We start from the raw sequence: 26,792 nt of genomic DNA, 5'->3' as shown, positions 1-26,792 counted from the left end.
GCCTCTTACAGCACAAGCTTCTCTGATGAGATAGATAATATGGATGCTTTGAAAGCGGATAATGTGATGGAGAATCTTGCTATCATAAGAAAAGGTCAGGCATTGATGGTAGACAGGAGGAACTGGATACAGTCAGCAGATACGTTGAGGCTGAACCTCACCAATACATCCGTATCAACCTATATGTTTGAGTTCAGCCCGATTGAGCTTGCCGGGGCAGAATCAGTAACACTGGTAGATAATTACCTGAAAACAAATACCCATATCAGTGTAACAGAAACCTCGCAGGTATTCTTCCAGGTAGGCAGCGACAGCAGATCAGCAGCGGCAGACAGGTTCAGTGTGATTATCGTGAATAAAAAAGGATTGATACCTGGTGTTGCAGGTAAAGCAAGCATAAGAGCATATCCTAATCCAGTAGCAGCCAATGGCAATATCAACCTTCAGTTTGATAATATTAAGACAGGTATGTACAGGGTAGAATTGTTGAATGCTACAGGGCAGACGGTATATAGCAGGATGCTGCAATTGAATAACGGCACATTCAACCAGCAGGTAAACATCGGAAGAAATCTGCCGGCAGGTATATACCAGATGAAGATAACAGGGCAGGATAGCCGGACTGTGATTAAGATATTAAAGCGGTAGGAGGGGTATAGTGCGGAATGGATTGATATATGATAAAATTAAAAAGAAGTTGTGGCCGCACATGCAGATATAAAAGGATTTTAGTATATTCATATTCTTCGAAGTCTTATATAGGTGACTGTTGTTAAAATCGCCACCTATATAAGACAGAAGAAGAGTAAGCGTAGTGTATAAGTGAGAAAAATACCTTCCCTTCCAACATCCCCGCAACGATAAACCAAAACAACAACGTAACTATTCAAACTTTAAATTTCAAATCTCAAAATCATCACTTATGAAACTTAAAACTTTGCTTACAGCAGTGATACTTGTATGTGCATTAGGTTATGCACCATCCTTAAAAGCGCAACCTGATCCGGGCGGAGATCCTGATACAGAAGTGCCTATTGATGGCGGTGTAAGTTTGCTGATAGCTGCAGGTGTGGCGTATGGTGCAAAAAAGGCTTATGACAAAAGAAAAAAAGGTCAGCAGGAGCAAGACATAAAATAAATGCAGGGGCTATAACAAAACTGCAAATAATGCCTGTCACCCGTAACTTTGTTGCCGGGTGATTGGTTATTATTTAATAGCGACTTTTGTAACCAATGAAATAATATGGTGGCTAAAAATATAAAGAAGGGGATTGCGTCTCTGAACCGGTATATAGATATTCAGTTCCTGGTAAAATTCATCGGTTTGTTTTTGCTGTTTTATTATCTTAATCAGCTTTTTGTACAATTAACTTTACCGGGAAGTAAATGGTATAATGAATTTTTCGCCAATAATTTGAATTATATAAATTGGCTAACTGCTTCGCTTACACACACTTCCGGGTATATTGCCGAGATGCTTGGGGTGAGTAATTATATAAATGATCATAGTATATTATCTACCGTAAGCAACAAAGGCGTTCATGTAAAATGGGAATGCATCGGGTTAGGCATATATAGCTTCTGGCTTGCTTTCATCCTCGCTCATAAAATGAATGCTGGCCGTAAATTAATCTTTTCTGTTGGTGGTATTTTGGTAATGTGGCTGTTAAATTGCTTCAGAATAGCCCTGTTATTATATGCGATAGTGCATGATCTAAAGACATGGAAAAAAAGCTGGAAGTTTATTGGAGATATCAATCATCACGATTTATATAACTATGTGTGCTATATATTGATTATAGGCATGATTTACCTTTATTACAGGAAAACAAGTAAGAAGACACCAGCAACGGCAGAGGCAGAATAAGATGCCACATCCATCGCTTTTATTTTGCGGGTGTTAAAAAAGTATATAAGCTCATCGTAAATCTTCTGCATCTTTCATAATACGCTATTAAATTTGCCAAATCATTTCATGGATTTATTTTAGCGTATGAATAATTCTATCTTTCCAAATCAAACAGCTTTCTACAAAGGCAAAGTAAGAGATGTATATACCATTAATGAGGATTACCTGGTAATGATTGCCAGTGACAGGATATCTGCATTTGATGTAATTCTTCCCAGGCCAATACCATTTAAGGGACAGGTATTAAACCAGATAGCGGCAAAGATGTTAAAAGCAACTGTCGATATTTGCCCCAACTGGCTATTATCTACTCCTGCACCCAACGCTTCTATTGGTAAAAAATGTATTCCTTTTAAACTGGAGATGGTGGTGAGAGGACATCTTGTAGGGCATGCCTGGAGAACGTACAGCAGCGGTAAGAGAACCTTGTGTGGCGTTACCATGCCTGAAGGGTTAAAAGAAAATGATGCATTCCCTCAGCCTGTCATTACGCCCGCTACAAAGGCAGAACAAGGACACGATGAAGATATCTCCAAAGAAGAAATTATTGCAAAAGGGTTAGCAACAGCAAAAGAATGGGAGACATTATCTTCCTGTACATTAAAATTATTTGAGCGTGGACAAAGCATAGCTGCTAAACACGGGCTGATACTGGCTGATACAAAATATGAGTTCGGGAAAATAGGAGATACGATCTACCTGATGGATGAAATACATACCCCGGATTCGTCCCGCTATTTTTACGCAGATGGTTTTGATGAAAGACAAAAAACCGGAGAGCGGCAAAAGCAGTTGAGCAAAGAATTTGTGCGTGAGTGGTTGATTGAAAATAATTTTATGGGTAAAGAAGGACAAACTGTTCCTGAAATGAGTGATGAATGGGTAAACACAATAAGCAGGCGGTATATTGAATTGTATGAGAAAGTAACAGGTGAAAAATTTCAACCTGAGACATTCAGTGACGAGGAAACGATTAACCGTATCAATAGTGCTTTACAATCATTGAACATAATATAGTATATGTACAGGAAAATATCGTTGCTTTTATTTGGCTTATCACTTTTAACTATTGGCATGGCACAACAGGATTCGCTGCATTACCTGATAACCGGCACATACACTTCGGGAAAGAGCGAGGGAATATATGTTTATCTTTTTAACAGCAATAGCGGAACATATAAAGAAGTAAGCCATGTAAAAACATCTAATCCTTCTTTTGTAGCCATATCTGCCGATGAAAAATTTGTATATGCTGTAAATGAAAATGGCAATAAGGATAATGGGGGAGAAGTGAGTTCGTTTGCTTTTGATAAAAGCACAGGAGTACTTACCGCGATCAATAAGCAGTACACCGTTGGCGATGCTCCCTGTTATATTGATCTTGATAAAACCGGCAGATGGCTATTTGTAGCCAACTATAGCAGCGGTACATTGTCAGTTCTTCCTGTTGATGCGTCAGGAAATATAGGTGAAGCTGCAACTACCATTAAGCATGAGGGTTCTGGTGTGAATAAGAGCAGGCAGGAAAAACCACATGTTCATTGCACATATATTTCCAGCGATAATAAATGGCTGTTTGTTCCTGATCTTGGCATTGATAAAGTAATGGTTTACGCATTTGACGCTGCCAATGGAAGTCTTACGCCCGGAGAACAACCCTTTATTAAAATTAATGATGGCGGGGGACCCAGGCATATCACATTTCATCCAAATAATAAATATGCTTATATAATAGAAGAAATGGGCGGTGCAGTTAATGCTTATGACTATGCCGGTGGAAAGTTTAAAGCTATCCAGCATATTAAGTCGGTACAAAAAACAGATACAGGTTTTGTAGGCAGTGCAGATATACATGTATCTGACGACGGTAAATTCTTATATGCGTCCAACCGTGGCGGGTTTAATACAATCGCCCTATATAAAATTAATCAACAAGATGGAAGACTTACCCTTATAGGACATCAAAAAGCCCTTGGTGATTTTCCACGCAATTTTACCATTGATCCCTCCGGTAAGTTTTTATTGGTGGCAAACCAAAAGAGTGATGATGTCGTTATTTTCAGAAGAAATAGAAAAACCGGGTTGCTCACAAGTACGGGTAAACGAATTTCAGTAGGGAATCCTGTGTGTCTTAAATGGATAAGTGTTAAATAGAATTGAACCGTGCCTACCGGAAAGACATTATGAACGCTACGTGAAAAACAAAAATGCTGCCCTGTACAGACAGCATTTTTTCAAGTGCTTTTTATAAATGATCAACGGCTAAAAAATGTTATAGGCAAAGCTTATATAATAAAGACCGCCGATTTGCGGATTTCCATAAGCGTTCATATAATATTTGTTCAGCAGGTTAGTTGCACCTAATTTAACCAATGAATTGATGGCAGGATATTTATACCCGATCATAGCATCTAATGTAAAGAATGCCGGCACTTCTCCTGTAGCAAAATCAGCATCCCACATAAAAGCCGACTGCCAGCGACCGGTTACATTAAATACTACACGTTTGTCTTTTCCAAAACCTGCATGTCCAAGCCCGAAGTTGGTACGATGCTTAGGCGTGTTAAACTGGGCATAAAAATCTGAAGGAACATCTTCCAGCTTATCATGGTAATAATTTATAAAGAATGAAAGCCCGCTGGTGAGCCTGTAATCAAGTCCTATGCCATAACCTGATGTTTTTACTTTTATGGGATCAACCTTTACTGAACCATCAGTTTGAGATGACATGGTAGCCGCATTTTCTACTATGGAATATATCTGTGTTTGTGTTAACGACATTTGTTTGCCTACCAATGTGCGGCCTAAAAAATTCTGATATTCACCGGTGTAATAATAAACATCAATCATTAATTTTTTTGCGATCAACCCTTTATATCCTATTTCATAAGATGTTACACTTTCCGGTTTAAGCTCCCTGTATTGATAGCTGCCTATAGGCTGGGTGGCATTATTTAATCTGAATACAGTGCCGCTGCCTAAACCCGGGCCGGCTTTACCGCCGGGAAGGCTTGAATTGAGTATCCAGGGTAATCCTCCCACAAGAAATTGCCCGCCACCAATTTCAAGATTGATGTATTGCTGCTGTGTTGAAGGAAAACGATATGCTGTTTGATAGCTGAGTCGGATATTGTGATCCTGCGCTAGCTTAACCAATGCAGTGGCTCTTGGGGTGAAACGTCCTTTAAAATTGTCATTTTTGTCGTACCTGCCTGATACGCTTAAAGTAAGGCGTTCGTTAAAAAGTTTTTTAGTAAGTTGTCCGTAAGCGCCGTATTCATTTATTTTAATTCTTCCGTCATAATCAATAAAAAGTGTTCCCTGCGAATTAAGGCTGTATTGTTTCCATGATGCGCCAACGATCAATTCAACAAATGGAATTACTTCTTTAAAGTTATATTGCCCTTCTGCAACCCACAGATCACTTCTGTCTAAAAACAAACCGCCGGCAGGTATTGGTGTTGTTCTTACCTGGTCAAATAATGATTTAAATTCAGAAGAGCCGGCAGCAGGCCTTCCCTGGTCAGCAAAAGCACGGGCGGCATTATGTGCCGTAGCGTCATCTGCGCCGGAAAGCTTTGCCTGCGAATATGCAGCTACATATTGAGGAAACCATGTTGTGCTCGATTTCCATGCCTCATTCAACCTGCGCGCTGTGATGGTGGCATTGTATGCTTCGCCTGCATTTTCCTGGGTTGTATAACCACGTAAGAACCAGCTATTGCTTTTTAATTCTAATTTATATTGCCCTATTTTAGCATTTTTTAATGAATACCTGTCACTGCCTGTATACACTGTATTGCCTGTGCCATAATAACCGGCAAAAACTGCTTCAAGTCTTGAGTTGAATTTGTAATGCAGGCTTCCTGATAATTTGAAGTTAACGGTATTGGGGTTAACCATATCACTTTCTGCATAACCCGTACGTGATGCACTGGCAGCAGGTATTACATCATTTCTTAACCCAAAATAAAAAGGTACAAGATTGGTTACAGATGGTTGCAATGCAGCAGGGAGACTTCCTATAAATGCACCGATTTGCTGGGACGTAGCATTAGCAGGCAGCGCGGCATTCATGGTTTGTAAAATATCCAATGTTCCGCCTGTAGCTTGTAATATACCCTGCTGGGTTTGATATTGTACCAGTTGCGCAAGGCTCTGCATAGTATAGCCATTATCCTGCATGTTGGTTTCATCACCATATACATTTACGCCGTCATAGTTGGGGTCGGATTGACGGGTGCCATTGCTGGTTGTTCTTGTATGCCTGTTGTAATCCACCGTGCTGTTGGCAATCCAGTCTTTAGCCTGCAATAGCTGAAACCCTATCTTAAAAGCAAACTTATTGTTGAAAGCCTTTGCCCAGCGTGCTGACCAGTCGTTGTACCAGCCTGGGTCCTCGCGTTGCGGGCTTGCAATATGATTCATTCCTGTTTTGATCTGGAAGCTCAGTCCCTGGTATTTAAACGGATCTTTACTATTGATGAGCAATGTACCATTTATACCACCCTGCCCATACAATGCAGATGATGCGCCTGGCAGCAGCTCCATATTATCTACATCCAGTTCGGTAAGTCCAACAAAGCTCCCAAGTGAAAAATTTAAGCCGGGCGCCTGGTTATCCATACCATCAACCAGCTGATTAAATCTTGTGTTACCGGAGAAATTAAATCCTCTTGTGCTTGGTGTTTTAAATGTGAGTGATGAAGTTGTAATATCTACGCCTTTCAGCTGACCAACCATGTCGTAGTAACTGGTTGCCGGGCTTGTGCGGATATTATTAGCGCTTAACCGTTCAATGGAAACAGGAGATTCCATTACTCTGGTAGCAGAACGTGTTGCTGCTACCACCACTTCTTCTCCCAGGGTAGCTGTTGGCGTTAGTTCTATTTCAAGATTTTCGGAAGTGCCGGATACTTCTACCTCTTTTGTTTCAAAACCAACAGAAGAAAGTACAATGGTAAGGGGTAGAGCCCGGGCTGTAGATATCCTGAAATTTCCTCTTGGATCAGTAAATGTTCCTTCAGTTGTACCCTTAATGGTAACAGATACTGAACTTACAGTTAAATGATCAACATTGTTTTTAACAGTCCCGGAAATAATGGTATTCTGTGCATACAGTGAAACCGTAAAGTATGATAGTAATAAAGCTATCGCAGTTCTTAGGGTTAGTATTTTCATAACAAGCAAATGTTTTAGTAATACAAGTTAACAATTGTTAGCTAAATTTAAAATTTTAAGAAGATTTTGTTTGGAAGGTATGACAGGTGCTGCAGGGCGTGAGAAAGAAGCGTTGTGCGTGATATGTATTATGTTTATTGCTTTTCCGATACACCATCCTAAAACAAATTGCCAGTCCGTTAAGAACTGGCAATAATGTATATAAGAATTGAGCAAAAAAGCTACACAAGAATTTTTAAGACGCGTTTCGCAGGTAAGAGTTATTCAATCCGAAATTTGCATCGCGATGTCTGAAGCCTGAGCGAATGCGGCTTAAGCTTTCTTTGGTAATGCCGAGGAAAGAAGCCAGGTATGTTAAAGGAATACGCTGTAATGCTTCCGGTTGCTTTTGAGTGAAATAATGATAGCGGTCTGCCGCTTCCATAAATCTTGTTGCAAAAAGATTTTCCTGCATTTCCATTATGAAGATGCTCATAATGGTGCGGTGCAATGTATCAATGCTTGCATATTCGCGGCTCAGGTTTAATAGTTCCTGGTAAGGAATTACACCTATTACTGTTTCTTCAAGAATGTGCATTGTTTCTCTTGCCGGTGTGTTCAGCAACAGGCTGTGCAAAGAAGATATAATGTGACTATCATAGCCCAGCCACGTAGTATGCTCCTTCTGTGCTGTTTTGTGGTAAAGGCGGTATGAGCCTTTTACAATAACAAAAAGGTCACCGCAAAATTGATCCTGTTCAAAAACATAATCATTTTTACGATATTCTTTTAATGTAATAATGCTGCGCAGGGCTTGCTGTCCTGCTTCGTCAAGGGGAGCGTATTGCTGGCAAATAGCGATTACTTTCTCCATAGTTACAGGTTCAATTAATGATACTTTTTTCACGGGGGTAGAAATTAAATTCGATAAAATGGAATTATCAAATATTAAACGGGTTCAATCGGGCATTATTATAACTTTTGTTATTTTTCCGTCGTGGATTACCGTATGCTAATCGAAAAGTTAAAAGCACTATGTAATCGTCTTAATAAGTACTACAATACAAAGAAAAGATATGAAAGGAGGATAAGCATATTTATTGCTAAGGATCAGTAATTTATATATGCTTTAACTGTTTTATCAGGTTTACAGGATCTGGCGACTTAAATATAGAGGTACCAATAACAAGTGAATGGGCGCCTGCTTCTATTATTGCAGGAGCATTTGCTAATGTAATGCCGCCATCCACTTCTATAATGGTTTTTAGTTCCATTTCGTCTATACGTTGCCGGAGTATGCTTATTTTTAATAATGAATGATCAATAAATTCCTGCCCGCCAAAGCCAGGGTTAACACTCATGATCAGTACTATGTCTAAATCATGCAATATGTCCTGCAGAAACTGCACCGGGGTATGCGGGTTAATGGCAACTCCTGCTTTCATACCCAGGTTTTTTATTTGTTGAATATTACGGTGAAGGTGCGGGCATGCCTCATAATGTACGATAAGATGATCGGCGCCGGCCAATTTGAAATCTGCAGCATATCTGCCTGGCTCTTCAATCATCAGGTGTACGTCAAGAGGCTTTGTGGTAGCCTCTCTTACTTTTGCTATTATAGGCATACCAAAGCTGATATTGGGAACAAAACATCCGTCCATTACATCCAGGTGAAACCAATCAGCTTCACTTTTATTCACCATATCACATTCATCCTGTAGTTTCAGAAAATTACATCCTAATAAAGAAGGTGCTATAATTGCCATGATAGCGAAGATAATGGAAAAGGAGGAATGACAATCGGCAATAGTGAATCAATGTTGTATCCTTAAGAAGGCATAGCATTGTTTAAGATGAAGTTGTTGATTGCCTCAAGGGAGTGATCTAGTGTTATATCAAACGTGATATGTGAGGCGTGAAAGCTAATCTCAGGTCTCATGTTTATCGACGACGTACCGATATTTTTTAGTTGACATGATACTAGTCAGCTCAAGGCAAAATATTGCTTGGGAGATCTGCCAGCTTCATATCATTGTTCATCTATCCCTTTTACCGGAGGTATGCCCTATCAGCAAAATAGTCATCCGGCAGCTTAACCTTAATCACATTGCCTGCCGGGAGGAAAAAATTACTTTTCTCTCCCCGCAGAGGCGTTAAATATTTACTGCCTCAGGATTCATGATACTCAAGAATGATATTACTGTTTCACCAGCCTGATCAATTTCTGGTTCTTTCCATCATTATACGTTAGCCAATATACTCCCGGCGCTAATGAAGTAAGGGCATTAAATGATAGTTGCTGATAAACACCTGATTGCACATCAACATATTTTACCAATACTCTTTTTCCTCCGGCATCATATAAAACCAATGTTGATCTTGATGTTTGGGGAGGATTTACTATGATATTAAATGCAGAAGTAAAAGGAACAGGATATGCTTTGATCCATTCACTACCTAATATGCGTTTGTTGGTTTCTTCATCTCTTTTGTTCTGCAAAAGTGTGTATGCAACATGCATATTGGGTATGCCATATCCTTTCTTGTCATCAGGGTTATTATATTGATTCGAGCTTTTTCTTACAGCTTCCAATATTTCAAAGTTTGTACGTTCGGGAAATGCCTGCCAGAGGCAGGTTACCAATCCTGCAAAATTGGGATTGGATAATGAAGTGCCGCTGTATGCATTGGTAGGATTGCCATCTAAGCCTGCTACTACTGTATTTGAACCAACAGAAACAACATCAGGTTTTACCCTGCCATCTGAAGATGGTCCGTAGCTGGAAAAATCTGATGCATTGCCTGAAGCATTTACTGATCCGACAGCCAATACGTTTTCTCCATCAGCAGGTGTGGCTAAATAATGCCAGGAACTATTGCCGGAGTTACCTGCGCTTGCACTGATGAACATTCCTTTTTTAAAAGCATATGCAGCGCCTCTTGCACAAATGGTAGTTTTGCCATCCATATCGGCGTAGGTATAATCAAGCCCAGGATTATCGAATGTAGTATAACCTAATGAAGTTGTTATCAGGTCAACACCAAGACTATCGGCCATTTCTGCAGCCGCAACCCAGTGCTGTTCTTCTACAGGATATTCAGTGGCTGCATCTTCTGTTCTGAATAAATAAAATTTTGCTTTAGGTGCTGTGCCAACCATTACGCCGGGCTTATTGGCTGCTATGGTTGAAAAGCAGAGCATACCATGCGCATTTTCCTCGGTTACACTGGTTTTATTTGCTACAAAATCCCATGTGCCCAGCACCTGGTTATTGATGCGCACGCTATCAAAAAGCGGGTTGGTATCGTAATGATAAAATCCTGCATCAAGCACGGCAATTGTCATTCCTTCTCCCCTGAAATTATTGTTATGGAGAAATTCACCCTCATGTATATTGATCTGGGCATAAGAATTGCCGTAATTATAGTAATTATCGCCACCCTGTATTTTATTTATTTTTTTAACAGGTGATGTTTTCTGCAGGTCGTTTTTTTCTCCATACTTACTGCTACTTTTCCTGGGCGCTATTCCTGCCGTGTTTTTTACAAAAGAAAACTGGCTGATCTTATTCATTGCATTATTATCCAAAGTTTGTATCAGCACCTGGTTCAGCCATTTTGATACATTCAGAATAGTTACAGTACCGGCATTACGGATACTGTCGAGGTAGGCCGGGTTAACAGGAAGGTCTGAACTGTCTATGCTGATATTTTGTTTTTCTCTTCTTGCAATTGCTTTGGCAGATAAATAGGCTGATGGATTGTTCAGTGAGTACGGGCTGTTGTTTTTATCTTTTAATACAATAATGTATTTTGAAAACTGAGCCTGTGCGCCTGCTGAAAGGAGCGATAGTGAAAGGATAAGGAATATAATGACTCTGTTCATGGGGTTTAATTATGCTCCATCATAGTGAGTTTAATACCATATCCGTTGTAGGAATAAGGTGTGATGGTATCACATATCGCGTATCCGTTTTTAGTTGCCGCCAGAGAGTCGCAGTTTAATCCAACCGGGCAGGGTGTATTTACAGGTTCACCGGGAATAACCATTCTGCAGTTCATCAGTGTAAGATCAACCACGTATACCCAGTGTATAAAATCTTTGTATATAAGCCCAATATCTTTACCATATACTTCTACACTATAAGTACTGTCTGCATAACTTGCAGGGTATGCAACCGGGTTGCCGGTTGACTGATCCTGTTGCAGAACCGTAACTGTATTTTCAACCGTTGTTCCATTTACAACGAAAGGTTGTTCCGCATTTTGATAAATATAGTTCCATTTAAAATAAAAGTCGTAGGGAGACTCGGAAGTGCTGCTGCTGTTTTCGGTTGTTCCCGTAAATATATAGCTGTTGCCTTCCCAGTAATAATCATTTTTTACAGGTGTAACCAGTTTTATGAACCGGAGATTATTTTCAACATATTCCACTGAGTTCGGCAAAACGGTAGCCATAAAAGTGGCATTATCCTGCCAGGGTGTGGTACCATCGAGGTCTCTTATCATCCGGCGTATTCGGAAGCCCGGGCGGCCAAGGTTATCAGTTATAGCTGCGTCAATAGAATCTTTTACCTGGTAACTGTGCACTTCCCTGTCGCGGTCAAAGTTGGTGAATACCACAGAATCGAGCCTGTATTGTATATATTTTCCAACTGCGGCAGGGTAATAAGTGGAGGAAGAAACCGGCGTATAGCTGTCTGTTTGTTTTTTACAAAAAGGTAATGTGCTTATAAGAAGCAGTATTGTAAAAGGAAGAATATATTTTCTTGTTGAAGTCATATAGAATTTGGCTATGGTTATCAGTAGTTAGCTATCAGCCATCTATTTGAAATCTTATAGATTTAGCCACCAGAAAGCTCAAAGCTGATACCTGATAGCTGACACCTGACACCTTATTCCCAAACGCTTTTCACTATATATTATTGCCCAAAAACGCTTTGTTTTACAGGTAGTTACAACATTACATACTTAGCATTACTGCCGCATAATTATACCGCCCCCAATTACATCATCGTCCTCGTAAAAAACGGCGCTTTGTCCGGGTGCAATGCCCTTAACCTGCTCATAAAAATGTACGGCAATTCCGTTGGCATGGTTGTGTAAATTTGAAAAAGCACCTTTATCCTTATACCGGATCTTGGTAACTGCTTCCATACCATCACCCACGCCGTCATATTTAAGCCAGTTCAGTTTGCTTACAAACATTTCCTGCCGGTTCAGGTCTTCTTCTTCACCCAGCACAACCGTATTTGTTTCAGGGATGATCTGCGTAACATAGGCAGGTTTGCCCAGCGCAATATCCAGGCCTTTACGCTGACCAATAGTATAAAAAGGATAGCCTTTATGTTGCCCGATTATATTTCCGGATGTATCAACAAAATTTCCACCGGCTACGCGTTCTTCCAATCCGTCAACCCTGCGTTTTAAAAAACCACGGTAATCATTATCCGGCACAAAACATATCTCGTAGCTTTCACTCTTTTTTGCCAATTCAGGATATCCGTAATCCAGCGCCATTTGCCTGATCTCTGTTTTGCGATATTTACCGAGTGGGAGCAATGTACGGCTCAGCAGATCCTGCTGCAAGCCCCACAGCACATAACTCTGGTCTTTTAACTCATCCAGTCCTTTGCTTATGTAGTACCTGCCATTGGTATGCTGATGAATATTGCCATAATGCCCGGTAGCGATAAAATCACAACCCAGTGCATCAGCACGTTTTAATAATGCCCGCCATTTAATATGTGTATTGCACATTACGCAGGGGTTGGGGGTACGCCCCGCAAGATATTCTTCAACAAAGTTTTCAATTACCGCGTCGCCAAATTCGCTGCGTATATCTAAAATGAAGTGAGGGAATCCATGTTCAACCGCGGCCATCCGGGCATCATTAAAGCTGTCTACATTGCAGCATCCGGTTTCCTTCTTACTGCTGCCGGCACTGGCATAATCCCATGTTTTCATGGTGATACCCACTACTTCATATCCTTCATCATTCAGCATAAGTGCCGCTACAGTACTGTCTATACCGCCACTCATTGCCACCAATACTTTTCCTTTACGGCTCATAATGCTACATTTTCAGCCTGCAAAAATACGGAGATTTGAGAGATAAGTGGCAAAGATTACTCCTGGCGTCAGGGATTTCGATTTTTCACAGCCCTGTCATACTTCAACCCCATCCCGCGTCAGCTCATTATTCACCGTTCTCCATATATCCAATGGGTTTTCATTCTTCAATTCCTCCGGCAAAAAAATGTCCGGGCAATTCTGGTAACTAACCGGCCGTGCAAAACGTTTTATACCATCGGCGCCAACAGAGGTAAATCTTGCATCGGTTGTTGCCGGAAATGGACCACCATGCTGCATGCTTAAACATACTTCAACACCTGTAGGCACACCATTAAAAATTAACCTGCCGCAGGTAAGCTCAATATTATCTACAAGTGTTTTGTATAATTCAATATCATTACCTGTGCCAATAACGGTAGAGGTTAGCTGCCCTTCTATATGTTGTACGATCAACTGCATTTCATCTGCGTCTTTACAACGGATAACTATAGAATAAGGACCAAAAACTTCCTGGTGTAAAACATGGTTATTTAAAAATGCTGCTGCTGTGGCAGAAGCTATGGTTGGTATTCCATCGTTTTCTTTTGCTGTTGCGGAGGCTACTGCAATTGTATTAACACCGGACTGGGTAAGTGCCTTTGTTCGGTTTACGGCAAAGGCTTTTGCTATGCCGGGGTGGAGCATTGGCGAAGGCATGATGTTTTTAATTTCGTTGCCAAGTGCAGTAATAAATTGTTGCAACCCATCTCCGTCAATGCCAATGATCAATCCCGGGTTTGTACAGAACTGCCCAACACTCAACGTTACGGAAGCGGCATATTGCCTGGCAATATCTGCAGCGGATTGCTGCAATTTTTCAGGAAGAAGGTATACCGGGTTAATGCTTCCCATTTCTGCAAATACAGGTATTGGCTCTTTGCGTTGATTAGCCATATCAAACAATGCTTTTCCTCCGGTATAAGAACCGGTAAAACCAACAGCCTTGGTATATGGATGCATTACCAAAGTTTTACCTGTTTCAAAACCTGCACCATGAATATGAGTAAAAATACCTGTCGGTAAATTGCTTTTTTTCGTTGCTTTGTTAATAGCAGCGGCAACCAATTCAGACGTTTCCGCATGAGCGGGATGCGCTTTTACAATAACCGGGCAACCCGCAGCAAAAGCACAGGCTGTATCTCCACCTGCAGTGGAATATGCGAATGGAAAATTACTTGCACCAAACACTACTACGGGGCCAAGCGGAACTAATGTTTTTCTTAAATCCGGCTTAGGCGGATTTCTGGCAGGTATAGCTGTATCAATGCGTGCATCAAGCCATACACCCTGTTCACAATAATCAGCATAGCTATTCAGCTGGAAAATTGTTCTTGTAAATTCACTTTGTAAGCGGGGCTCCGGTAAATGCGTTTCTTCCATGGCAACAGGAATTACTTTGTTTCGTATTATTTCCATTTCCGCAGCAATAGAACGCATAAAATCCGCTCTTCGTTTCAGCGAATATTTCCGGTATACATTAAAAGCATCCCATGCAGCTTGCATTGCGGTATTTATTTCCTCTTCTGTAGCGTCTGTATATTTATTCATAGCTGGTTATTTAAAATGTTTAAATAATGCAGCTTCAAATTTACGACTGGTATTTTTTTGATAGTGGTATTCATTGATTATTTTCAGTATCTGAAAAGTACGCTTAAACAGGAGGGACTTTTAATCTATACATTGTACTTTGTTGTATTTATTTTTACACATAGTAATAAACAGGAAATATGATAAATCATACGATAACATTTTTGTTGCTGAGGCTCGGTATTGGTATCAGCATGTTTGGACATGGGTTGGTTAGGTTGCCTAAACTTGAAGGTTTCAGCAAATGGATGACAGGACTGTTTGAAAAATCAATGATGCCTGTTGCATTGGTGGTTCCTTTCAGTTATATATTACCCTTAGCCGAATTTGTGACCGGACTATTTATTATTATCGGTCTTTTTACAAGACCGGCTTTACTCAGTGCGGCAGTAGTAATGTTACTGTTGTTATTCGGTACAACCCTTATTGAGAACTGGGAAGCATTGCCTTCTCAATTAATACATCTTAGTCTGTTGGCAGTTTTAGCAGGGTATGCACCTGCATACAATAGCTATGCAATAGACAAATTGATTAATAAATAAGCAACATGCCACTACTTTTTTCGCCATTTACTATAAAATATATCACTTTAAAAAACCGCATCGTGGTTTCACCAATGTGTCAGTACTCTTCCGTTGATGGGTTTGCAAACGACTGGCACCAGGTGCATTTAGGTAGCAGGGCCGTTGGGGGCGCCGCGGCAATTATTACAGAGGCTACAGCCGTTTCCCCGGAAGGGCGTATTTCTCCTGATGACCTGGGTATATGGAAAGATGAACATATTGAAAAACTGAAGCAGATCACCACATTTATTAAAGCGCAGGGAAGTGTTGCTGCTATACAGCTTGCGCATGCCGGCAGAAAAGCCAGCACAAGATCTGAATGGAAAGGCGGCGGTAATATTCCATCAGCGGAAGGTGGCTGGCAAACTGTATCTGCATCAGCCATTGCTTTTAATGAAGGGTACACAGTACCGTTAGCTTTGGATAAACAGGACATTGAAAAAGTGATTAAGGATTTTGTTAATGCTGCACAGCGTGCTTTGCATGCAGGTTTTGATATTATTGAAATACATGCTGCACATGGATATTTGATTCATCAGTTTTTATCACCGCTAAGCAACCGGCGTACAGATAATTATGGCGGCAGTTTCGAAAACCGCATTCGCTTGCTGTTGGAAATCATTGAAGCGGTTCAAAAAGTTTGGCCGACTCATTTACCATTATGGGTACGCATTTCCGCTACTGATTGGGTAGAAGGCGGGTGGAACATTGATGAGGCCGTACAACTTGCAGGCATTCTGAAAGAAAAAGCTGTAGACCTGATTGATGTATCCAGCGGCGGACTTGTGCCGGGCGCTAAAATTCCTGTGGCGCCAGCTTACCAGGTACCGTTTGCAGCACGCATAAAAAAGCAAACAGGCATAGCTACCGGCGCCGTTGGAATAATTACTGAAGCACAGCAGGCAGAAGATATCCTGGAAAACAGTGATGCCGATATCATCATTATGGGTAGAGAAATGTTACGTGATCCTTATTTTCCCATGCATGCCGCAAAGCAGTTAGGTTATGATTTTACATGGCCGGTGCAGTATAGAAGAGCTAAGTAATTTTTATCTTTAATTGAATTTAACCTGTCAACCTGAACCAGCTATATGAAAGCCCGCATACCGGTTTTATTGATTGTATTCCGCCTGATACTTGCGCCAGTAATATTATTTATTACATGGCAGTATAAGCATGAAGCAAAGCCATTAATATTGGTGCTCATGTACCTGGGACTGATCTCCGATATTTTTGATGGTATTATTGCCCGCAACCTGCATGTTGCAAGTACCGCATTAAGACGATTTGATAGCCAGACCGACATGGTTTTTTGGGTATCCATTGGCGTTAGTACATGGATGTTATATCCTGAGCTTATAAAGAACAATACTATTCCTATTATAATAATCTTTGTTATGGAAGGTATGTGTTATGCAATAAGCATTATAAAGTTTGGAAGAGAAACATGCACTCATGCTTTCCTCTCAAAAATGTGGGGTATTTCGTTATTGATAGCATTTACTTCTTTAATCGGGTTCAGTCATGCAGGAATACCTTTTACGGCAGCCATAGTGTTAGGATTAATATCGCATGTAGACAGGATAATGATTACGCTTATACTGCCTTCCTGGACGCATGATATTCCAAGTGCCTACCACGCTTACCTGATAAGAAAAGGAGTCGCATTTAAAAAAAATAAACTATTCAATTAGGCAATCATATCCCGTATTTTTCTTTGAATATTTTTTCATGATGCCGCCAGTGCCCGATAAGAATATAACCATAGCTGAGTGCTGTAACAGGATGATTGCTGGCAGTTCCTCTTTTATTCAAATCTTCATCCCGGAGATTTTCAAATAATAAAACAGAAGCTGTTCTGGTAAGTAATAACTCTTCCTTCAAACCTTCAAGCGAGCGTTTGCTAACATCTGCATTGTCTGCGTATTGATCCTGGTCAAATCCCGGTAAAGGTTGCTGCTCTCCACGCGCAATACACATGGCGCGATAAGCAAATACTTTTTCTGTATCAATACAATGCTGCAGTACCTGTTTAACAGTCCATTTGCCTGCTGCATAAGCGTAATCAGCCTTATCAGGAGGAATAGTATGCAAGAAATGCCCCATTGGCTTTAATGAATCTTTGAGCATTGCCCTTACATCGCCGGTTTCAACCAATGAAACATAAGTTTCTGAAAAAGGAGAATAGTCGGATGGAGATGGGCGCATATAATTTGATTTGAAGTGAATATAAAAGTAAACAATAAAAATAAGTTCAAAAGTTATAGCCCGGTTCCAATCCTTAAAAGGTTGGAAGACTTACAAAAACACTAACTTCAAATGATGATCACTGCTTTGGCGTTAATACAAAGATTTAACCTGCAACCACATCCGGAAGGCGGTTATTATGCTGAAACATACAGAAGTGCTGAAACAATTCCGCCAACAGGTTTACCGGAACGATTTGGGAGTAGCAGGACTTTTTCAACCGCTATATATTTTTTGTTGGAGCAGGGAAATTTCTCGGCTTTTCACAAGATAAAGAGTGATGAATGCTGGCATTTTTATGCAGGGCAAACTTTACTGATTCATGTGATTGATAAAGAAGGAAATCTTACCACTACAAAACTTGGTGCTGATATAAATCAGGGAGAGGTATTTCAGTATGTCGTTCCTGCCGGGTGCTGGTTTGCCAGCGAGCCGGGTACTAATACAAGTTTCGCTTTTGTTGGCTGCACAGTTGCACCGGGTTTTGACTTTAAGGATTTTGAATTAGCTGAGGCAAACGAACTGGTTGCATTGTATCCGCAACACAAGGATCTGACCGGAAGATTATGCCGTTCCTTATAAATTACACTCAGTATTTTCAGCATCTTTTTATCATTTAATCATAAGCCAGAACCGGGAAGACTAAAAATTATTTCAACTTTATTATAATCTCTCCGTAATTCTTTTTATCTTTTAACCGCATTATCCTTAATACATATCCTGCCCCGTCAATGCTTTTTAGCTACCGCTGCAAACACATATCCAACATCTTACAACCTGCATTTTAAAAATTTACAACATTTTGTATGAAACAAAAAGGATATTCCCTGCATATAGGGCTTAACGCCGTTGATCCCCAAAAATATAATGACTGGAACGGGCAATTGTTTGGATGTGAAAACGATGTCGCTATTTATAAAACTATTGCAACACAGGCGAAATTTGAAAATATTACAACCTTACTTACACAAAAAGCCACAAGCCATAATGTATTGGCTGAACTGAAAAAAGCCGCCACTGATTTAAAGGAGGGCGATATGCTGCTTATTTCATATTCAGGACACGGAGGCACGGTTGCCGATGAAAATGGTGATGAAGATGATTTGCAGGATGAAACATGGTGCCTGTATGACCGCCAGTTAATTGACGATGAATTGTTTGAGGCATTTAAAGATTTTAAAGCCGGTGTTCGTATCCTGATGTTTTCTGACAGTTGCCATTCAGGCACGGTATCACGTTTTGTGCCTGGCAGCAACAAAGCACTTGCAGAACAGATGCGTGCTGAGCAGGAAATAGAAAACACCTACACCAGGCTGGGGTATCGTTCAAGGCTTGTACCCAAAGAAATTCAACCCAAAATAAATGCGGCGCAGGAAAAAGTATTACAACCCATTAAGGAGCGTCCCCCCGTTTTTAAGAAAGATATCAATGCATCGGTTATGCTTTTTGCAGCCTGCCAGGATAATGAATCTGCAAGAGAATTGGGCGAGAACGGTGTTTTCAGTGCCACACTTAAAAAAATAATTAAAGCAGGGCTGTTTGATGAAGTCTCTGATTATAAAAGCCTTTATAAAAAAATTCTTTCAGTAATACCCAAAGTACAAAAGCCCAACCTTTTTGTTTACGGAAAATCACAGGGCGCTTTTAATGCATATCCACCCTTCAGCATTGATGGAAAAGCTAAAGTGAAAATCAGCTTTACCTCTTCAGCTACAGGCAAAAAAAAAGTAAAGAAGACACCTGCTGCTGACGCATTGCTGATTGATACCGGAAAAAAGTTCCTGACAGGGAGGAGTAAAGGAAAAAGCAGGTCTGCTGAAATACAGGTCCTGCAAACAGAACGCGCAGCAATAAAAACTTCGGAACATCCCTGGGATAAAGCCTATGAAACTTACTTCAACAGGAAAAAGTCAAAACAACCTGTTGTATTTGTTGAGCCGGATATAAAGTCCGTTTTTATTCGGGAGCCTGAAATAAAAATAAGCAGGGACAGTACCAATAATTACCTGGCTAACTGGCCAAAACCCCAGCCTTCACCCAATGAATTTATATGGCATTTAGATGATGAGCATTCGCAGCTAAGAAAAGCGAGCGATGAGGTACAGCAGAAATTAAAAAGAGATAAAAGAAGCAGTGAAACAATCCGCATCGGGCATGTTGACACCGGTTATTTACCCGGGCATCCCAGTATTCCAAGAAATTTATTGAAGGATATGGGCGTTAGCTTCTGGAAAGATGAGTTTGGCATTAATAAAGGGATTGATCAACTCAATACCGGCACAATAGCAGAACAGGATGGTCATGGTACGGCAACATTAGCATTACTGGCAGGCAATACTATTGCAGCAGCAGATGCTTATGCGGGTTATAGCGGCGATGTTGGTGCGATATCATTTGCTGAAGTGATACCGATACGTATCTGCGATACAGTATTCAATGCGTTTAATGCAAATGATGTGGCAAGAGGTATTGAGTATGCTGTTGAAAATGGATGTGAAGTTGTAACAATGTCAATGGCAGGTTATCCAACACGTGAGGTGGCAAAAGCCGTTAATATGGCTTATGAAAAAGGTGTTGTAGTGGTAACAGCAGCAGGAAATAATTTTGTAAAAGGGCTGGGAAAGCTTTCTCCCAAAGCTGTATTATACCCGGCACGCTTCGATCGCGTAATTGCAGCTACGGGCGCCTGTTATGATCATATGCCTTATGATGTGGATGCGCCGCGGGACGTAATGAAAGCCCGCTCTGAGGGCGGTGAATTTATGCAGGGTAGCTGGGGCCCGCAAAGTGCCATGAACAAAGCTATCGCGGCATATACGCCTAATGTGCCATGGGCATCATATGATAAGCCATATACCTTTTCAAAAGCAGGAGGAGGCACATCATCAGCCACGCCACAGGTAGTGGCTACCGCCGCGTTATGGCTATTGTATCATAGAGATGAATTAAGTGGGTTTACCGGAAAAAATGCCTGGAAAAAAGTAGAAGCAGTGCGGAAAGCAATGTATGCCACCGCGAATAAAGCATATCCTTATTACAAAAAATATTATGGCAATGGTATTATAAGGGCTTTTGATGCGCTGAACTATATTGATTTAAATGATCTTGCACCTTCCCGTGAAGCAAGAGTGTTTTTCTTTGGAATAATACCATTTATCGGCACATGGATAAGAAGTAAAGAAAAAGGCAGGGCGGCAGTATCCGCACAACAGGATAGTACTTTAAATGAAATGATCTCGCTTGAGTTAATGCAGGTAGTATACCAGGATGAAAGCTTAATGGATTATGCTGAAGTAATTGAATTTGAAGATGCGGATGGCGGCGCATTTCTCCAGGACAAAGCAGCGAGAGAAAAATTCTTTAATAAAATAAAAGCATCTCCTTATGCTTCTGAATTTTTAAAGAGTGTGCTTGTAACTGATGCGCCGGAAAAAAGAATAAGAGCAAAAGCAAAACCAAAATCAAAGACTAAGGCCGCCATAAAGAAAAAAAGAGGTGATTAAATCACCTCTGCTATAACTATATTTTACCTTGCTCCCGGCGGGCAATACTTCAGCAAATAATTAGTATACAATGTTTGCAGATGCTTACTTGTGCCCTCACCTTCACTTATGCTATGTGTACGGTTAGGATAAGCCATAAACTGGAATTGCCTGTTGTATTTTATTAATTCATTCAGCAGCATTTCGGCATTCTGATAGTGTACATTATCATCACCGGTTCCATGTATATACAATAAATTTCCACGAAGATTTTTTGCATGCGTTATGGGAGAACCTTTAATAAAATCTTCTTTATTCTCCTGGGGCAGCCCCATGTAGCGCTCCTGGTAAATATTATCATAAGTAAGCTGGTTGCCAACAGCGGCAATAGCAATCCCTGTTTTAAATATATCAGGATATTGAAACATAAGGTTTAATGTAGATGAACCGCCACCGCTCCATCCCCATGATGCAACTCTTGCTGTATCAAGATAGGGGCGCTCCTGTAATAATTTTTTCATTGCCATTGCCTGGTCGCGGATGTTTATTACGCCGATATTCCTGTAAATACTTTTTCTCCATGCGGCTCCTTTTAGTGTTGGCGTACCCCGGTTATTAAACGACACGTAAAAGTATCCCTGCTTAGCCATATCTCCCTGGAACATGCGGTTTCTGCCGGCATAGAAATTATCAATTACTGTTGCACTTGCCGGTTCGCCGTACACATACAATAACACGGGATATTTTTTTGCAGGATCAAAGTTTTCGGGTTTGGCTATCCATCCATTCATGGTTACATTATCTTCAGTAGTGATGGTGAAAAATTCCAGGTCCTTTCTGTCCTGTGTTTTTATATTCACAGCAATGCTTTCTTCATTACGCAATGGCTTATGATCCGGCAAACTGATCCATTCATATATATAAGGTGTATTGCGGTTGGTAAAAGAATGTACGGCAAGCTGTGCGCCGGGAGATATTTCGTAGCTATGCGTGCCTTTTAAATGCTCGGGACTCACCAATTCAAGCTTTCCTTTACCATCCATTTTTGTACGATACAGGTAACACTGAATAGCGCTGTTGGGAGACGCAATAAAATAGATATAATTATTCTTTTCGTCTACAGCGCTGATGGTTTCAATATCATAATCTCCTTTGGTAAGCAAGGTTTCTTTTTTACCATCCGCTGTAATCCGGTAAATATGACGCCATCCGTCTTTTTCACTCACCCATAAAAATGATTTGCCATTATCAATCCAGTCCCAACCGGTAGGGTCGTCATCGTTCCACCGCGATTTAATATCTATCCATGCTTTATCACTTTCTGCATATACGTTAGTTGCCGCGCCTGTTGAAGGATTACAAACAAAAATTTTACTCTCGTTTTGTTTGCGGTTAAGTTGTTGTGCAATTACAGCGCTGTTATCTGCAAGCCATTCCATTCTCGGCAGGTAATGCTGGCGTGGATCGCCGGGAATATCCATCCATTTTGTTGCTCCTCCTTCGGCGCTTACTATCCCTATTTTAACAATAGATGGCGGTTCGCCTACTTTAGGATATTCAACCGGAATAACAAAAGAATATATCGAGTCGGTTGTATTTAACATTAAGTAATCCCTGGTTTGTCTTGCATCAACCTGCCAGTATGCAATTTGCTTACTGTCGCTACTCCATCTAAACCCGTCTCTGCAGCCAAATTCTTCTTCATACACCCAATCAAAAGTACCATTGATCAGTTGCCTGTTACCATCGGTAGTGAGCGCTGTTGTTTTGCCTGTTGCAATATCTTCAACATAAATATTACGGTTGCTTACATACGCTACTTTTTTACCATCAGGAGATATTTTGGCGTACATCAGTGTTTGTGCGGGTTTGTCTTTGCCTATTTGCTTCAGCTCACCAGATCGCTTGTTCAATATCCAGTAATCACCTCTTGTATTATAGCGCCATACTCTTGCGGTATTGGTAAAAATGAGCATAATATTATTGTCGGCGCTCAGCGAAAAATCAGCTATGCTAAGTGATTTGTTATGGCCGGCAGGTGTTAGTTGGGCGGTAGTTGCCAGCACTTCCTGCTGACCGGTTTTCGGATTGTTTTTTTGAATAGCGTTATTTTCCGCTGTGTAAAAGCCGTTGCCATCGGCTGTCCATTTTATTTCTCCCGACCTGAACTGTGCAAAACAGGTCAAAGAAATAAGTGAAAAAATAATCAGTAAAAAAGTTCCCTGGATGTTTTTGGTTCGGTACATAATAAGCATTGATTTAAGCAGTAAATATAAAAGAGAAAAAGAAATTAAGGGAAAGGTTTTGATAAGTGGCTTCGGGTTTGATCATTAGATGGTGAATTGGGAAATGCGCATCTCTGAAAACTGAGGTCTGATTGCTGAAAGCTGATAGCAAAATGCAAAGGCGCTCTCCCGTCCTTTTGATCCCCGCCCTCACGAAAATTGAATTAAAAGTATTTTGCGGCGGGAGGGAATTTTTCTCACCGAAGGTAAACCTGCCTGCCGGCAGGCAGGTCTGTTGGTCAGTAGTATAAAAGTTGAGCAATAGTGCAAATGCCAGGCAGTTTTCTCCCTTGCGTAAATGTGATTAAAGCACAATGCCCGTGTTGGCTCGGTCGAAAAGACGGACATCCTTCTCCGGCAAATTCATGAAAATTATTGAACTTGCACATATGAACGAACCAAAAGAAAAGCTGAGGCTGGATAAATACTTATGGTCGGTACGAATGTTTAAAACGCGGAGTATAGCTACCGATGCGTGTGAAAAGGGCAAAGTAAAGTATAACGGCGAGCAGGCAAAGGCTTCAAAGAATGTGCATGTTGGCGATGAGTATGAAATAAAAACCGAGCATAAAAAATGGCGGATTAAGGTAACGGGGTTATTACACAGCCGGGTACAGTACAGTGAAGCGCTCAAATATTATATTGATATAACTCCGGAAGAAGAAATAGAACGGCTGCAATACCAGGCGGCAAGTTTTCATACAGGGAAACGCTTAAGCAAAGTTGGGCGGCCAACCAAAAAAGAACGGCGTGACATTGATGACTTTCTGAATGAGTAATTCCAGGATTTTTTTCAGAGATCATACATCCTTTTCTTAGCATATCTCGTCTGATAAAATGTAATTATTCATGCCAGAGATATATTAACGTGCTAACCTCTGTTCCCTAAACCAAAATTCACTTAGTTGTTCAGGACTTGCAAAAAGGCCGGCCAATAGTTGATTGACCGATCAGGAAAGCCGTTGTACCCTAACGGAGCATTGATCCGACCCCACCGGCCGGCCTTTTTACAAGCATACTTTCTTATTCGCTGGGGATTTATTTTGCTCCTGCCGTCTTTATCTTTGCCCGATGCATATAGATATTTTAACGGTATTACCTGAATTGCTGGAAAGCCCTTTTGCACACTCCATGATGAAACGTGCAAGAGAAAAGGGATTATTGCAGATAGAAATTCATCAACTCAGAAAATGGGCTGTAAACGCTTACGGACAGGTAGATGATTACCAGTATGGTGGTGGAGCGGGTATGGTTATGATGTGCGAACCATTGGTAAAAGCGATTGAAGAACTATCGTTATTAAGAAAATATGATGAAATTATTTACCTCACACCAGATGGCGAACGGTTAACACAACATACCGCCAATCAACTTTCGCTTAAAGCCAATCTGTTATTAATCTGCGGACATTATAAAGGCATTGATGAAAGAGTGCGTGAATATTTTATCACAAAAGAAATTTCTATCGGCGATTATGTATTAAGCGGAGGTGAATTACCCGCCGCGGTATTGGTAGATGCCATTGGCCGTTTGTTGCCAGGTGTTTTAAATGATGAAACATCAGCTTTGTTTGATTCTTTCCAGGATAATTTATTGTCACCGCCGGTATACACCCGCCCGGCAGAATATCGCGGCTGGAAGGTGCCGGATATTTTGTTAAGCGGCGATCCTAAAAGAGTGGCAGACTGGCGCCATGATATGGCGATAAAAAGAACTGAAGAACGGCGACCGGACATTCTTGAAGATTAACCAGCGTATTATTACATTTATCAAAACCTGCAGCAAGTGAAAATAAGCCTTTTATGTGTTGTACTTATTATATTCTTTTCATGTAATCAAAATGAAGAAGAAAAAAATATTGCCGGTAAAATAGAGCAGAGAGATACGACTATTAATGTCGGTAACTCCTTTACAGAACTCTTTTTTGATAGCACAAGTCTTGAAAATTATATTGAGCGATACAATATCAGAGATTCAACAGCCAACCGTTTAAGGAGTTTTTACAATGCAAGGAATTACCAGTATGCATGGTTTTCCAATGATGGACCTGCAGAACAGGTGTACAATTTTCTGAATCTTCAAAATGAATATGTAAGCTATACCCGGGACAGCAGTTTAGTGAACCCAATATTGCAACAGGTATTTGATACATTAGAAAATGGAGGACACGCAATTCAGTTGGCCGACAGTAACAGGCTGAAAGCAGAACTTACATTAACACGACAGTTTTTCAGGTATGCCGCAAAAGAATATACAGGTAGCTACGGGCTTAACACTAACGATCTGAAATGGTATATACCAAGAAAGAAAATTGATTTGATCGCTACGCTCGATTCATTGATTCAGCATAAGGGAGAAGGAACAAAAAGTTATGAGCCTATTAATCCTTATTATAAACATCTGAAAGAAGCGCTGATCAAATATTATGCTATAGAGAAAAACGGAGGATGGGAGCCCATACAAACAACGAAGAAGAAATTTCAGAAAGGAGATACATCAGTTGCTATTACAGATATAAAACGCAGGCTTTTGCTTACAGGAGATTTTACCATGCCTGACTCTTCAACCCTGTTTACAGATACCCTGGTTGATGCCGTAAAAAAATTTCAATACCGGTATGGCTTAAAAGCTGATGGAATAATTGCAGGTGCAACACTACAGGAAATGAATCAGCCAATTGGTAAACGCATAAAACAAATGCTTATTAATCTTGAAAGAATGCGCTGGGTGCCGGAGGAAATTAAAACCGATTACCTGCTTGTTAATATACCGGAATTTAAGCTGCATATATTTGAAGAAGGCAGGCTGAAATTTAATATGAATGTTGTGGTGGGCAGCGGACAGCACAATACGGTTATATTTAGCGGAGATTTAAAATATGTTGTGTTCAGCCCTTACTGGAATGTACCGCCAAGTATTGTGAGAAACGAAATTCTGCCTGGCATAAAGAAAAATAAAAATTACCTGGCTAATCATAATATGGAAATTACCGGTAATGCAGGAGGGCTACCCAACGTACGTCAAAAGCCGGGAGCAAACAACTCCCTGGGCAGGGTAAAATTTTTATTCCCCAATAATTATAATATCTACATGCATGATACCCCTGCAAAAAGTTTGTTCGGCGAAAGCAAGCGGGCTTTCAGTCATGGTTGTATACGCCTGGGGGAGCCAAAAAAATTAGCTGAATTTCTTTTGCGTGACGACAGTACATGGACATCTGAAAAAATTACTGCTGCCATGAAAAGTGGCAAAGAAAAGTATGTAACCCTTAAGGAAACAGTGCCTGTATTTATCGGGTATTTTACTGCCTGGGTTGACTCAAAAGGAGGGCTGAACTTCAGAGATGATGTATACGGGCATGACGCGAAGCTGGAAAAACAAATGTTCAACAAGTAATTTTAAACGGCTGCCTTTTCCGAAGAAAGCTGGCTGGATATTTTGGATG

At 40.6% G+C, this 26,792-nt stretch carries 22 protein-coding genes; 13 read left to right on the top strand and 9 right to left on the bottom strand.

Annotated features, from left to right (window positions below; genetic code table 11):
• The 5 genes from DC498_RS02685 to DC498_RS02665 all read left to right on the top strand — a co-directional run.
• Positions 1–648: T9SS type A sorting domain-containing protein (locus DC498_RS02685; protein ID WP_133176745.1), on the top strand; the 648-nt coding region annotated here is incomplete at its 5' end.
• 274 nt (positions 649–922) lie between these two features.
• Positions 923–1,138 (top strand): PID-CTERM protein-sorting domain-containing protein, encoded by a 216-nt coding sequence (locus tag DC498_RS02680; RefSeq protein WP_116872549.1) that lies wholly within the window; start codon positions 923–925, stop codon positions 1,136–1,138.
• 105 nt (positions 1,139–1,243) lie between these two features.
• Entirely contained in the window at positions 1,244–1,867 is a 624-nt protein-coding gene (locus tag DC498_RS02675; RefSeq protein ID WP_116872548.1) for a hypothetical protein, read from the top strand.
• Between the two features lie 126 nt (positions 1,868–1,993).
• Complete coding sequence (locus DC498_RS02670; RefSeq protein WP_116872547.1) at positions 1,994–2,926, top strand: phosphoribosylaminoimidazolesuccinocarboxamide synthase; 933 nt, start codon at positions 1,994–1,996, stop codon at positions 2,924–2,926.
• Positions 2,927–2,929: 3 nt separating this feature from the next.
• Entirely contained in the window at positions 2,930–4,063 is a 1,134-nt protein-coding gene (locus DC498_RS02665; RefSeq protein WP_116872546.1) for a lactonase family protein, read from the top strand.
• A 108-nt stretch (positions 4,064–4,171) separates the two neighbouring features.
• Here DC498_RS02665 and DC498_RS02660 read toward each other — a convergent pair whose 3' ends face one another.
• The 7 genes from DC498_RS02660 to DC498_RS02630 all read right to left on the bottom strand — a co-directional run bounded on the left by DC498_RS02660 (position 4,172) and on the right by DC498_RS02630 (position 14,731).
• The gene (locus DC498_RS02660; RefSeq protein ID WP_116872545.1) at positions 4,172–7,090 is read right to left on the bottom strand and encodes a TonB-dependent receptor; all 2,919 of its coding nucleotides are present in this window, start codon (positions 7,088–7,090) and stop codon (positions 4,172–4,174) included.
• A 235-nt stretch (positions 7,091–7,325) separates the two neighbouring features.
• Complete coding sequence (locus DC498_RS02655; RefSeq protein ID WP_116872544.1) at positions 7,326–7,976, bottom strand: Crp/Fnr family transcriptional regulator; 651 nt, start codon at positions 7,974–7,976, stop codon at positions 7,326–7,328.
• A 211-nt stretch (positions 7,977–8,187) separates the two neighbouring features.
• Positions 8,188–8,835: a ribulose-phosphate 3-epimerase gene (gene rpe / locus DC498_RS02650; protein ID WP_206197507.1), complete on the bottom strand. Its 648-nt coding sequence runs from the start codon at positions 8,833–8,835 to the stop codon at positions 8,188–8,190.
• Between the two features lie 431 nt (positions 8,836–9,266).
• A complete protein-coding gene (locus DC498_RS02645) occupies positions 9,267–10,955 on the bottom strand; it encodes a S8 family serine peptidase (protein ID WP_116872542.1) in 1,689 nt (562 codons plus the stop codon).
• Positions 10,956–10,960: 5 nt separating this feature from the next.
• Positions 10,961–11,851: a hypothetical protein gene (locus DC498_RS02640; RefSeq protein ID WP_116872541.1), complete on the bottom strand. Its 891-nt coding sequence runs from the start codon at positions 11,849–11,851 to the stop codon at positions 10,961–10,963.
• 195 nt (positions 11,852–12,046) lie between these two features.
• Positions 12,047–13,141, bottom strand: coding sequence for a tRNA 2-thiouridine(34) synthase MnmA (gene mnmA, locus DC498_RS02635; protein WP_116872540.1), 1,095 nt, complete (start codon positions 13,139–13,141; stop codon positions 12,047–12,049).
• A gap of 96 nt (positions 13,142–13,237) precedes the next feature.
• Positions 13,238–14,731 carry an aldehyde dehydrogenase (NADP(+)) gene (locus DC498_RS02630; protein ID WP_116872539.1) on the bottom strand — a complete coding sequence of 498 codons (1,494 nt, stop codon included), beginning with the start codon at positions 14,729–14,731 and terminating at the stop codon, positions 13,238–13,240.
• Positions 14,732–14,910: 179 nt separating this feature from the next.
• On the opposite strand from DC498_RS02630, the gene DC498_RS02625 reads away from it, so the two are divergent.
• The 3 genes from DC498_RS02625 to DC498_RS02615 are packed head-to-tail and all read left to right on the top strand — an operon-like array spanning position 14,911 to position 17,027.
• On the top strand, positions 14,911–15,312 hold the full coding sequence (locus tag DC498_RS02625; RefSeq protein ID WP_116872538.1) for a DoxX family protein: 402 nt from the start codon (positions 14,911–14,913) through the stop codon (positions 15,310–15,312).
• A 5-nt stretch (positions 15,313–15,317) separates the two neighbouring features.
• Positions 15,318–16,379: an NADPH dehydrogenase NamA gene (gene namA / locus DC498_RS02620; RefSeq protein ID WP_116872537.1), complete on the top strand. Its 1,062-nt coding sequence runs from the start codon at positions 15,318–15,320 to the stop codon at positions 16,377–16,379.
• Positions 16,380–16,424: 45 nt separating this feature from the next.
• A complete protein-coding gene (locus DC498_RS02615) occupies positions 16,425–17,027 on the top strand; it encodes a CDP-alcohol phosphatidyltransferase family protein (protein WP_116872536.1) in 603 nt (200 codons plus the stop codon).
• A 4-nt stretch (positions 17,028–17,031) separates the two neighbouring features.
• On the opposite strand, the gene DC498_RS02610 is transcribed toward DC498_RS02615, so the two are convergent.
• Positions 17,032–17,541 (bottom strand): DinB family protein, encoded by a 510-nt coding sequence (locus DC498_RS02610; protein WP_116872535.1) that lies wholly within the window; start codon positions 17,539–17,541, stop codon positions 17,032–17,034.
• Between the two features lie 111 nt (positions 17,542–17,652).
• Here DC498_RS02610 and DC498_RS02605 point away from each other — a divergent pair, with 111 nt between their 5' ends.
• The gene (locus tag DC498_RS02605; protein WP_206197506.1) at positions 17,653–18,162 is read left to right on the top strand and encodes a cupin domain-containing protein; all 510 of its coding nucleotides are present in this window, start codon (positions 17,653–17,655) and stop codon (positions 18,160–18,162) included.
• Positions 18,163–18,386: 224 nt separating this feature from the next.
• Positions 18,387–21,083 carry a S8 family serine peptidase gene (locus DC498_RS02600; protein ID WP_116872534.1) on the top strand — a complete coding sequence of 899 codons (2,697 nt, stop codon included), beginning with the start codon at positions 18,387–18,389 and terminating at the stop codon, positions 21,081–21,083.
• Between the two features lie 23 nt (positions 21,084–21,106).
• Here DC498_RS02600 and DC498_RS02595 read toward each other — a convergent pair whose 3' ends face one another.
• Positions 21,107–23,308, bottom strand: a complete 2,202-nt coding sequence (locus DC498_RS02595) for a S9 family peptidase (RefSeq protein WP_116872533.1) — start codon at positions 23,306–23,308, stop codon at positions 21,107–21,109.
• 404 nt (positions 23,309–23,712) lie between these two features.
• Here DC498_RS02595 and DC498_RS02590 point away from each other — a divergent pair, with 404 nt between their 5' ends.
• The 3 genes from DC498_RS02590 (at position 23,713) to DC498_RS02580 (ending at position 26,743) form a co-directional block, all read left to right on the top strand.
• Entirely contained in the window at positions 23,713–24,126 is a 414-nt protein-coding gene (locus DC498_RS02590; RefSeq protein WP_240627825.1) for an RNA-binding S4 domain-containing protein, read from the top strand.
• Positions 24,127–24,418: 292 nt separating this feature from the next.
• Positions 24,419–25,096, top strand: a complete 678-nt coding sequence (gene trmD, locus DC498_RS02585; RefSeq protein WP_116872532.1) for a tRNA (guanosine(37)-N1)-methyltransferase TrmD — start codon at positions 24,419–24,421, stop codon at positions 25,094–25,096.
• A 36-nt stretch (positions 25,097–25,132) separates the two neighbouring features.
• The gene (locus tag DC498_RS02580; RefSeq protein WP_116872531.1) at positions 25,133–26,743 is read left to right on the top strand and encodes a L,D-transpeptidase family protein; all 1,611 of its coding nucleotides are present in this window, start codon (positions 25,133–25,135) and stop codon (positions 26,741–26,743) included.
• Positions 26,744–26,792 lie beyond the last annotated feature (49 nt).

Source organism: Terrimonas sp. (genome assembly GCF_003075435.1).
In the GTDB taxonomy this organism is placed as follows: Bacteria; Bacteroidota; Bacteroidia; order Chitinophagales; family Chitinophagaceae; genus Agriterribacter.
This window is presented reverse-complemented; position numbering and strand designations above follow the sequence as displayed.